Origin of the sequence: Veillonella sp. VA139, assembly GCF_003992005.1 — a bacterium.
Taxonomy (GTDB): Bacteria; Bacillota; Negativicutes; order Veillonellales; family Veillonellaceae; genus F0422.
The window spans coordinates 1-11,118 of record NZ_RQVL01000039.1; the positions used below are offsets into that span (position 1 = coordinate 1).

Here is an 11,118-nt window from a genome sequence, read left to right on the forward strand (position 1 = left end):
ATATGTCTATTTTATTGCAAAAAAAGAATGTTGGCGACTACTCTTATATGAGTAGCCCCAACATTTATTATAGAGCCTAAATTTATGGTCGGTGTGTTTTTTAGACTACACCGTTTCTTTTTTAATTTTAAAGTTATAATTACTCATAAAATGCGCTATAATAATATATAAAAAATCCATATATATGAAGTAAAGAGGCGTAATAATGAAATTTAATTACAATGGTTTGCGGAAATTATTGATAGACAATAATATGAAAAAGAAAGACTTAATTGATAGGGCAAGCATTTCACTAACAACACTAGCAAAGATGGCTAAAGGTGAAGCTGTTTCCCTTTCTATTTTGGGTAAAATTTGCAAGGAATTAAATTCAGATATAGGAGACTTAATTTGTCTTGACAAAGAAAGATAGGTGATATGATGCTGGAAGATGTAAAACATAATAAATTCAATGCACTTACCCCTGAAGTGCTAGAAGAAAACGAGCCAATATATACAGAAGCACTTGATTATGCTTTTAGCAATAGCAGTATAAAAAATATTGCTATTACCGGCATATATGGTGCTGGAAAAAGTACAGTATGGAATACTTATGTTCATGAAAAGGAATTAAGAAATATAATTACAGTTTCTTTGGGTAAATATAAAAATAATATTAAAGATGATGACGATAGACTAAAAGAAGCATCTTCGACGAATACTTTAAATTCAGAGGCTGATGGTGCTAAAAATAAGTGTAGTAATGAAAATCAAAAAGCAGAGGATATAGGCGATGACAATAGGGTAGAAAGACAACTCATCAATCAAATATTATCTCAGATAGAATCAAAGAAAATACCACTTAGTAAATATGGTTTTAAATCAAATAAAAGCATCTTTAGCATATGCTTGCAATCATTGGCGTTTCTTTCAATAATTTGCTCAATACTACTTTGGATAATAAGAGATGATTTTATATCGTTTGTTAATGAGTCGTATAAAAATTTCAATGGTACATCTTTAATTTTTTTATGTGCTTTGTTGTTATTTGTACCGTTGTTTTATTATTTGTATATATTCAATAGAGGGAACAAATTTAAAATTTCTAAAATAACATTCAAAGGTGCGGAAGCAAATATTAATGATAATAATAGCGATGAGTCAGTATTAGATAGAGATATTAAAGAGTTGGTTTACTTACTGAGAAGTTCTGATTCAAAAATTGTTGTTTTTGAAGATTTAGATAGATATGATAATACATCCATTTACACAAAGTTGAGAGAGCTAAATTTTCTGTTAAACAAATATGTAAAAGTAAACGATGAAAGGGAAGCTACGATAAGATTTATATATATGCTTAAGGACAGTTTATTTTACTCTAAAAACAGAACTAAATTCTTCGATTTTATTTTACCTATAGTCCCTGTGGTAGATTCAAAAACATCAGAAAATGAACTTATTGAACTTTTGAAAGAAGTAGAGAATACCCCTGATAGGAGTTTATTGGCTGATATTTCTTTATATGTGGATGATATGAGGCTTCTAAAAAATATAGTTAATGAGTATATTGTGTACTCTAAAATAATACCGATAGGAAAGATTGACTTAGAGAGTAATAAGTTATTTGCACTTATTACTTTAAAAAATATATTCCCAAATGAGTTTGATCTTTTGCAGGAAGATAAAGGATTTGTAAGGGCAATATTTGATAAATTGGAGTCTAGTAGAGAAAAAATTGTTAGTAATTTTAAGCAGGATCTAGAGAAAATCGATGATAATATTAAATTTATAAATAGCAGGATTGCGAATGATAAGTTTGAAGCAATGGCATTGATAATCTCGACAGATGTAGGACCATCTGATAATCAATATAAAACAATGCCGCAGTTTCTAAAAGATTGGAGTCAAAACCCTGATAATAGTTTTAACATTAAGTATCCAAGCGGTACTGAATGGATTACTTATAAGGGTTTTTTGAATAAGTATATTTTAACTGATGATGAAAAAAAGGTATTAATTGCAAAATTACCAGAAGATTTTTCTATTGAAATGAATAAACTTAATTTAGATAGAGAAAAAATAAAAAAGCAGATTAAAGACATTGAAATATATACCTATAAAGAGCTTATATCTAAAATGAATACTGAACAAAGGGATAAATTATTTTCAATTGATGGATTTGATATTGTAGAAAGTCATTATTTTCCTCTAATTAGATTTTTAATTGTAGACGGATTATTGGATGAAACATACTGGTACTATAAAGGCAATTTTAATGTAGATACCTCAAATATATTAAAGAAAAATGACATAATCTATATGAAAGGATTAAAAGAAGGTAAAGCTCTAGATATTTTCTTGGATGTTGAAACGCCTAATGAGATAATAAGAAGATTAAAACTATCTGATTTTAGTCGTTTCAATGTATTGAATCAGAAAGTGTTAAAGACTTGTTTAGAACAAAAACAAACGGAAAATGTATTAGCTATTGTTGATTCAGTTGATATAAATGACAAGTATAAGGATTTATTAAAAATTTTAGACGAGTTTGACTTAGATATAGTAAGAATCTATTCTAATATGTTATTGAAAAATAATGTGGATAGACTTATTAGAACTTTGGGATTTTGTGAAGATGAAAATATTGATACTTTTAAGAACATACTGATTTCAGTTTTAATAAATAAAACTATAGATTTAGCTAACTTAGCTGAATTTAAGGAATATATAGAACAAAATGAGAATATAATATCTTTGATACCTGAAGAAGAGTTTAATGTTTTCATCGATAATATTCGTTCTGCGGGCATTGAATTTGAAGATGTGTCAGAAGCAAATTGTGATAAAGTGAGATTGGCTGGTGTTGAACAGGTTCATGCATATAAGCTAAATATTAGAAATTTATTGTTTATAACTGAAGCGATATTAGAAAAGGCCATCAACTATGGTAGTTTATTAAGTGAAATTTATAACTCCTCTCAATTATTGTCAAGCAAAGAGTATATTGAGGATAATTTTTCGATCGTTATATCCGATTATATAGATGAAAACAAGAGTGAAAAAAACTATACTAACAGTGAGGAGATACTATTAAGAATTCTTAATTCTGATATTTCTGATGAATATAAATTAAGGTATGTAGAGAGGAATGAAACAGCAATTTCAAAGTTAACTGATCTACAAGATAACTCTGTAACAACTAAAATACTTGATTGTTTATTGCGGAAAAATAAAGTTAAGTTCTGCTCGGATAATATAGCTTCATATTGGAATATGATTGAAAAATATAATGATAACTTCGTTAAATATCTCCATGACAACTTGGATGAAGATAATAATGAAGATATATTAAAAAATAATATTCCTGTTTGTAATACCCTTATAAATAGTTCATTAGTAAGTGATAAGATTTTTGCATTCGTCATAAAATATGCGGATGAACCAATAAGTAATGTCAATCATAAACTAACACAAAACAGAGTTAATACTTTAGTTCACCAGAGTTTAATTGAAGTGACAGAAAAGAATATTGAGACATTATGGAATAACTCATATTATACCGAATTGATTTCGATGGCAAATTATGGTGACGATGTGGCAGAAGAACTTGTTATAAATATGCTTTTAAATTATGAGCTTTCTGATGAGTTGATATATGGTTTAATTAATAGTGATATTGCAGATGGAAATTCTATGAAGTTAATAGATTCAATAAAAGATAGTGTCTTAGTTGAAAAGATACATCCAACTAAAAAAACTATCATAGAATATGTTATAAAGGGAGATTTATCTTCGGTAAATATTAACTATATATGTAAATCCTTTGAGATATTTGAGTTAAAAGATGAGTTTATAAATTTATTAGATGATGAAGGCAAATTGGAGGATTTGAAAGATGAAAATCTCAATGAAGTTTTTATGCAATATGTACTAAGCTCACCAGATATCAAATTAAGTACCAAAGTATCTTTGGTTTTAACTAAGATTAAAAATGGATTGAGTGTTAATGTTCTGAAAGGTTATATATCCTCTGTAAAAGAAATCTCAGAGTTATCTAATGTTTGGGAGAATAAATACCCTTTGTTGGATGATTCTTATAAGGATAAAGTGGGACAGGCATTAATAGAATTTGGCTATGTTAAACCACGTAAAAATAAAGGTTATCCTAGAATCATGCTTTAGAGAATATAAAATAAAACAAAGATAGATGATTATTTGCTGTAAATAGTTTGCAAGGAGATGGCTATCTCTCCATTTCCTTACCCATGTAAATTCCGCAGTTCTTTCGTATTTGATAAAGCTCGTCTATAGTAGACTTTGTAGAAGAATACTCTTGTATTAGGGTATTCTTTTTTCTTGCAATGTATCAAGTTTATCTAAAATATGCTTGGAATTTGACGGTTTTGAATAGGACTTTTTGAGTTTTGCAGGATCTGTTTCGTAGCGTATGATTTTAGACTTATGCTCCTCAAAAAATGCCTTATCAGAAGGACTTGATTTATATTCTTTGCGGTAGGCTTGATACTTTTTAACAATATGGACTTGTTCCATCGTATCAGAAAGTAGCTGCATATCTTTGTCAAATGCTTTGATTTTATCTTGTAATCTCTGTCTTTCTTCAGCACTTTTCCTGATGTATTCGTCAAGTTGTTTAATGGAGTTAATGCCATGTTCTCTGATGAAAACAACTGACTCAGCTATTGTATTTAAGTTATGTTTTGTTGCCCAATATTCATAGCCTTTGATCTCTTTTACTTTGGCGTTGGTATTCATATTGATAACATTTTTGATTCGTTTTTTGACAGGAGGGGCTTTAATAGATTGATTTTCTGTAATACGCTCTTTCAATCTTTTTTTCGGTATAATCCTGACCAATCATCTTAAGCCTTGTAAATCTCTGCTTATCTTTTGGTTTAAAGGCTATATGTTTTCCATGCTTTATTTCATAACTAAGCTCCGCAATTTTCTTTAGAAATTCTCCCCAATCCTTAGACAGTTTTATCATATGATCAATATCAAATTGAAGTCTGCTTTTCCAAGAATTGCTTTTCTTAGATTGCTTATTTTCATTGCATAACTTATCGCTTTGATACCTGATTTGGTGGTAGCTTTTCTTGGTGGAGTGATAGTACTTGACCGTTACCACATTTACGTTATTGAAGATAATATGGTTGTGGATATGCCCTTTATCTGTATGGGTAGATAAGACAAATTTGTAATCATCCTTTAATATTTTTTACATAGTTTCAGACCGATCTGATGTGCCATTTCAGGATTTGCTTCTCTGGGTAAAAAGGATTGAATGAGGTGTCTTGCAAGAACAATTCCGTTTGTTCCGGCATCATTTCGTGCTCTTAAAAATTGAGTATGAGCAGTTTTCTGACGACATTTATGAGTGCTTACTAAGATTTTTATCTTGTATTAAACCGAAATTCTCATCGTTGTAAGAGTAAAAGTAAGATTGGATTAACTTGGGAAAGTAAGGTATACGTATGTGAATCTTGTAATCGCTGTGGACACAAATCTGGATGTCAACGATATGCCAAGAAAAGTACAAAAGAATTCTACTAAGCAAATTTGTGTTATCCCAGGATATGATTCTGTGTTGCAAAAGAATCAAGAAAGGATTTTGAGTCCAGAAGGTATTCAATTACGTACCAACCGATCTATACAAGTAGAAGGAGCCTTTGGAGTGTTAAAACATAGGCGACTACTACACCGTGCAAATGATCATGTGCGAAAAATGTTATACCTATTAGCAATGGGATTTAATATCTCTAAACTACACCATAGAATCCAAGATAACAGGATACATACCTCGTTATTCTGCAAAAAAGAAATTGCGTAAGCCTAGAAAACAATCCGTGTACATAGACTTATTTAAGTGCGCCTAAAAACGGAAAAACTACCAAGATATCTTGTGATAGCACACTCTCAAGACTCTTGGTAGATTCTGCATGTAAAAGGGACTGTAACGAAAATGTAAAAAGTACATTTTGTTACAGCCCCTTATTATAGAGCTAAAAAATTATACTATATAGTTGTAATTAGTAGATTTTATATCAAAAAAATAAAATTTTGAAATAAAATATATCGTTTTTGCAAAGTTATTGTATGTTTTTGGTGGATTTGGTATAGTATAAGATAAGGAGGGGATGTTATGCAATCAGCTATGTACATATCATCTATAACCATTCAAAATATAAAGAATGTCACTTATGGGCATGTAGATTTATCGAGCAGTAAGCATGTTACGGGAGCCAATATTATGGGCATATATGGTCAAAATGGATCCGGTAAAACAGTGTTTATTGAAGCCATACATATTTTAAAATGTTTATTATTGGGGCAAAAGATTCCAGAAGAGTATAATAACTGGATTTCTGTTGATGCAGAAAAAGGGACTCTATCTTTTGAAATTGTTTGTTCTAATGGGAATGACACAACAACTATTTTCTATGATGTAACCTTAAAACGAGGGATAGTTACGACTACTGACCCTAATACTAATGAGGATACAGAAAGACTCATTATGACTGTTGAATCGGAATCGATACAGTATAAAAAAACTGGTCAAGAAGTAGTTAGAAAAACTGTTATTATGAATACTGCAAGCTCTGCTAATGAAGTTATTATACCTAAACAACGGCTATCTGTTTTATTCTCAAACTATGAAGATATTCATCTAGAGTTGTTAGTTCAAAAACATATTTCTGTCATGGAGGCTAGGTCGTTTCTATTCTCAAAGTTTTTTAAGGATAAATTAACCTTAAGAAGTAATGATGAGTCTAAAACGGCTGAGTATGAAGAACTTTTGAAGCCATATGAGATGGTAATACAATTCGCTCAAAATAGTTTATTTGTTGTAAAGACTTCTCATAGTGCATTACATGGCTTGAATATCTTGCCATTGGAGATGCATTATAAGGATAGTAAAACTAATGCGGTAGGAACGATTACATTACCATTACATGACTCTTTACTTTTGCCTGCAGTTCTTGTTGAACATATTGAATTTGTCATAGAAAAAATGAATATCGTACTAACAACAATAATTCCAGACCTAAAAATAGGTGTAGAAGTTTTATCAACGGAAGCAACAGATGATGGTGAAATAGGAAAACGTATTTTCTTAGTTTCCTATAAACCCAATAAGATGATTCCTTTGCGAAATGAGTCTGAAGGGATTCGTAAAATTATCTCTATCTTAAGCTTATTAATTGCAGTTTATAATAATAGAAATATTGTTGTAGCTATTGATGAACTGGATGCAGGGATTTTTGAGTATTTATTAGGAGAGTTGTTAAAAATATTATCTGATCGTGGAAAGGGGCAGTTGATATTTACATCTCATAATTTACGACCATTAGAAACTTTACATAAAAGTTGTATAGTTGTTACTACGACGAACCCTGAGAATCGATATATTCGATTAACAAATGTAAAGAGTACGAATAATTTGCGTAGTTTTTACTATAGAGATATTATTTTAGGAGAACAAAAAGAAGAGGTGTATCACGCAACAGATAATGAGGAAATTGCTTACGCATTGGGAAGTGTTGGGAGGTAGTAATGGCTAAGAAAAAAGTAGTTATGATATTATTAGAGGGACCTTCAGATGCAGCGGCACTATGGAAATATTTTAAAAACTTTTTTTCTGATGATAAAGTCGTTATAAAAACATTATACACAGATATCACGTCACAGAAAGGTGTATATCCAAATACTATTAAAGCAAAAATTGGCCATAAAATTAACGATGAATTACGCCGGTCAAAATTAAATAAATTGGACTTGATGAGCGTGATTCATGTAGTTGATTTAGATGGAGCGTTTATTCCTGATACAGCCATAAAATTAGATGAAACAGCGGATGCATTTATTTATGAGGATGACGGAATCCACTATAAAGATGTGAATACTGTTGTTAGTAGAAATATTCAGAAAAAACAGAATATAGAGACCTTATATAAAAATACAAGCGGTATATGCGGTGGGGTTATCTATCATGTATATTATATGTCATGTAATCTTGAGCATGTATTACATAATCTCCGACAAGTAGCAGCAGAGGATAAAGAGAGATTAGCTTATGAGTTTGCAGCAAGATACGAAGAAGATTTACCGGGCTTTTTAAGGTATATGAGAGAGTCTGAATTTTCTGTTTGTTCAAACTATTTGGGATCGTGGGAGTTTATTACAAAAGATTTACGTTCCTTACAACGTTATACAAATATAGGGTTATGTTTTGCTAATTAGAGTTTTCTATAATATTTATACAATGTATAGTAGAGTACTTCTTAAATAAATTTTTAGAAGGTTGTGTCACAAATGTTTGACTACTGTAGAACACTAACGATTCAGTCTCACGACTTAAATTGTATTTCCCCCGCCACTCGTGTATAATAACAACTATAAAGATTTTTAAGGATAAAGAATTAAACAGGAGGCATGGAATGAATCGATTCCAAATGGAACTTGCTGGTCGCACGTTATCAATCGAAACTGGCGAGTTAGCAAAACAAGCAAGTGGTTCTGCATTAGTACAATATGGTGATACGGTTGTATTGGTTACAGCAACGGCATCTAAAGAGGCAAAAGATATTGACTTTTTTCCATTAACAGTAGATTATGAAGAAAAAATGTATGCTGTTGGTAGATTCCCAGGTGGTTTTATTAAACGTGAAGCACGTCCACCAGAGTCTGCTATCCTAAATAGCCGTTTGATTGACCGACCAATCCGTCCTTTATTCGATAAAGGTAGCCGTAATGAAGTACATGTAGTAGCTACTGTATTATCTGTTGATTATGACCATGCGCCTGAAATCTGTGCGTTGATTGGTGCTTCTGCGGCATTATCCATTTCCGATATTCCTTGGGCAGGTCCTATCGCTGGTGTGCGCATGGGTCTGGTAGATGGCAATATTGTGGTGAACCCAACTAAAGCACAATTAGAAGTAACTACATTAAATATGGTAGTAGCGGGCACGAAAGATGCAATCTTGATGGTAGAAGGGGAAGCGAATGAAATTCCTGAAGATATCATCTTAGAAGTGATCATGACGGCTCACGAAGAAATCAAAAACATCGTAGCTTTCCAAGAAACTATGGTAGCTGAAATTGGACATGTGAAACGCACATTCCCAATTAAAGAAGTAGACCCAGTGGTAGCAGAAGCAGTTCGTGCCTATGCATATGCTAAATTAGATGCAGCTGTACGCTGTGCAGATAAAGTGCAACGGGAAGAGCAACAACAAGCTGTGTTCGAAGAAGTATTGGCTCATTTTGAGGAACAATTCCCAGAGCAAGCCGGTGATATTTACGCTACATTAGAAATAATGGTGAAAGAAATTGTACGTCATATGATTACGGTAGAAAAAATCCGTCCAGATGGCCGTCAATTAGATGAAGTTCGCCCTATTTCTTGTCGCGTTAGCGCATTGCCACGTACGCATGGTTCTGGCTTGTTCACACGTGGTCAAACGCAAGTGTTAAACATCTGTACCTTGGCTCCATTGTCTGAAAAACAAACCATCGATGGCATTGGTTTAGATACAGAAAAACGATACATTCACCATTATAATTTCCCATCTTTCTCTGTAGGGGAAACTCGTTCCTCTCGTGGTCCTGGACGTCGTGAAATCGGTCATGGTGCATTGGCTGAAAGAGCATTACTAGCTGTACTTCCAACAGAAGAAGAATTCCCATATGCGATGCGTTTGGTATCTGAAGTATTAGAATCCAATGGTTCTAGCTCCATGGCCAGCGTATGTGGTTCCACCTTGTCCTTGATGGATGCAGGGGTGCCTATTACAGCGCCTGTAGCAGGTGTTGCGATGGGTCTTGTAACGCAGGATGAGCATTATACAATCTTAACAGATATCCAAGGTATGGAAGATGCTTTAGGTGATATGGACTTCAAAGTAGCAGGTACTACAAAAGGGGTAACTGCTATTCAAATGGATATTAAAATTTCCGGTTTATCTCGTGAAATCTTAGAAGAAGCCTTAGCACAAGCGCACAAAGGTCGTATGCACATCATGGGTAAAATGATGGAAGCTATCCAAGCGCCACGTGAAGAAATGTCTAAATGGGCTCCTCGCATCGTAACGATGAAAATTGATCCAGATAAAATCCGTGATGTTATCGGTACAGGCGGTAAAGTTATCCGTGGCATTATTGAAGAAACTGGTGCTAAAATTGACATCGAAGATGATGGCACTATCTCAATTGCTGCCGTAGAAGCGGAAGCGGCTGAAAAAGCAATCCAAATCATTACGAACTTGACAAAAGAAGTAGAAGCAGGCGAAGTGTACATGGGTAAAGTCAATCGTTTGATGAACTTCGGCGCGTTTGTTGAAGTATTGCCAGGTAAAGAAGGTTTGGTTCATATTTCTCAATTAGCAAGAGAACGTGTAGAAAAAGTGGAAGATGTAGTGAATGTGGGCGATGAAATTATGGTCAAAGTGATTGAAATCGATGACAAAGGTCGTATTAATTTGTCTCGCAAGGAACTATTGAAATAATCGAGGTGCACTATGGATATTCGTGGATTTGAAGTAGTGTCTGCTTTTGAAGGGCAAGGCATTAATTTGCCGAAGCGTAAGACTTCTGAAAGTGCAGGCTATGACATTGAATGTGCAGAATCTGTTGTAGTAGGCCCTAAGGAAACAGTATTAATTCCTACAGGACTGAAAGCGTTCATGCATTATGATGAATATTTGGCGATCCACGTTCGCTCAAGCATGGCAATCAAACGAGGCTTGATGCTTACAAATAGTACAGGGATTATCGACTCTGATTACTATAACAATGAAGATAACGAAGGTCATATTATGATTGCTGTGTACAATATTACAGACGCTCCTGTTACCTTGGAAAAAGGGGAACGAGTGGCGCAAGGTATCTTCTCTAAATACTTGTTGACTAATGATGACGATGCTCGTGGTATTCGTACGGGTGGTATCGGTAGTACAGGTAGTAAATAACTTCATACACTAAGGAGTAAATTCCTTTAACTAGAGAGTTGTAAGCACGTTGCTTATGACTCTCTAGTTTTTTTGGTTAGTGTAAAATGTTTGTGGGAAAATAAAATAGCAAAAGAAGGTCATCCTTTGTTACAATGAATGTGTCAAAAAA

Annotated in this window: 7 protein-coding genes and 1 pseudogene; 7 read left to right on the forward strand and 1 reads right to left on the reverse strand. The window is 32.9% G+C overall.

Features of this window, described 5'->3' with window-relative positions; all coding sequences use genetic code 11:
- Nucleotides 1-205: 205 nt before the first annotated feature.
- Together EO125_RS09365 and EO125_RS09370 are read left to right on the forward strand one after the other, a co-directional pair.
- Nucleotides 206-412, forward strand: a complete 207-nt coding sequence (locus EO125_RS09365) for a helix-turn-helix transcriptional regulator (RefSeq protein WP_127148663.1) — start codon at nucleotides 206-208, stop codon at nucleotides 410-412.
- Nucleotides 413-417: 5 nt separating this feature from the next.
- The gene (locus tag EO125_RS09370; protein WP_240630461.1) at nucleotides 418-4,161 is read left to right on the forward strand and encodes a hypothetical protein; all 3,744 of its coding nucleotides are present in this window, start codon (nucleotides 418-420) and stop codon (nucleotides 4,159-4,161) included.
- Between the two features lie 61 nt (nucleotides 4,162-4,222).
- On the opposite strand, the pseudogene EO125_RS09375 reads toward EO125_RS09370, so the two are convergent.
- Nucleotides 4,223-5,391 (reverse strand): annotated as a pseudogene (locus tag EO125_RS09375) (relaxase/mobilization nuclease domain-containing protein); the annotation flags it as partial.
- Nucleotides 5,392-5,473: 82 nt separating this feature from the next.
- Here EO125_RS09375 and EO125_RS09380 point away from each other — a divergent pair.
- The 5 genes from EO125_RS09380 (at nucleotide 5,474) to EO125_RS09400 (ending at nucleotide 10,967) form a co-directional block, all read left to right on the forward strand.
- A complete protein-coding gene (locus EO125_RS09380; RefSeq protein ID WP_127148664.1) occupies nucleotides 5,474-5,827 on the forward strand; it encodes a transposase in 354 nt (117 codons plus the stop codon).
- Between the two features lie 312 nt (nucleotides 5,828-6,139).
- Nucleotides 6,140-7,549: an AAA family ATPase gene (locus EO125_RS09385; protein WP_127148665.1), complete on the forward strand. Its 1,410-nt coding sequence runs from the start codon at nucleotides 6,140-6,142 to the stop codon at nucleotides 7,547-7,549.
- A 2-nt stretch (nucleotides 7,550-7,551) separates the two neighbouring features.
- Nucleotides 7,552-8,238 carry a hypothetical protein gene (locus EO125_RS09390; protein WP_127148666.1) on the forward strand — a complete coding sequence of 229 codons (687 nt, stop codon included), beginning with the start codon at nucleotides 7,552-7,554 and terminating at the stop codon, nucleotides 8,236-8,238.
- A 197-nt stretch (nucleotides 8,239-8,435) separates the two neighbouring features.
- Complete coding sequence (locus EO125_RS09395; RefSeq protein WP_127148667.1) at nucleotides 8,436-10,505, forward strand: polyribonucleotide nucleotidyltransferase; 2,070 nt, start codon at nucleotides 8,436-8,438, stop codon at nucleotides 10,503-10,505.
- A gap of 12 nt (nucleotides 10,506-10,517) precedes the next feature.
- Nucleotides 10,518-10,967 (forward strand): dUTP diphosphatase, encoded by a 450-nt coding sequence (locus EO125_RS09400; RefSeq protein WP_127148668.1) that lies wholly within the window; start codon nucleotides 10,518-10,520, stop codon nucleotides 10,965-10,967.
- Nucleotides 10,968-11,118 lie beyond the last annotated feature (151 nt).

What these genes read in the sequence shown, in the direction of transcription:
- EO125_RS09395 (WP_127148667.1), top strand. Translation starts at nt 8,436, where the DNA reads ATGAATCGATTCCAAATGGAACTTGCTGGTCGCACGTTATCAATCGAA.
- EO125_RS09385 (WP_127148665.1), top strand. Translation starts at nt 6,140, where the DNA reads ATGCAATCAGCTATGTACATATCATCTATAACCATTCAAAATATAAAG.
- EO125_RS09400 (WP_127148668.1), top strand. Translation starts at nt 10,518, where the DNA reads ATGGATATTCGTGGATTTGAAGTAGTGTCTGCTTTTGAAGGGCAAGGC.
- EO125_RS09370 (WP_240630461.1), top strand. Translation starts at nt 418, where the DNA reads ATGATGCTGGAAGATGTAAAACATAATAAATTCAATGCACTTACCCCT.
- EO125_RS09365 (WP_127148663.1), top strand. Translation starts at nt 206, where the DNA reads ATGAAATTTAATTACAATGGTTTGCGGAAATTATTGATAGACAATAAT.
- EO125_RS09390 (WP_127148666.1), top strand. Translation starts at nt 7,552, where the DNA reads ATGGCTAAGAAAAAAGTAGTTATGATATTATTAGAGGGACCTTCAGAT.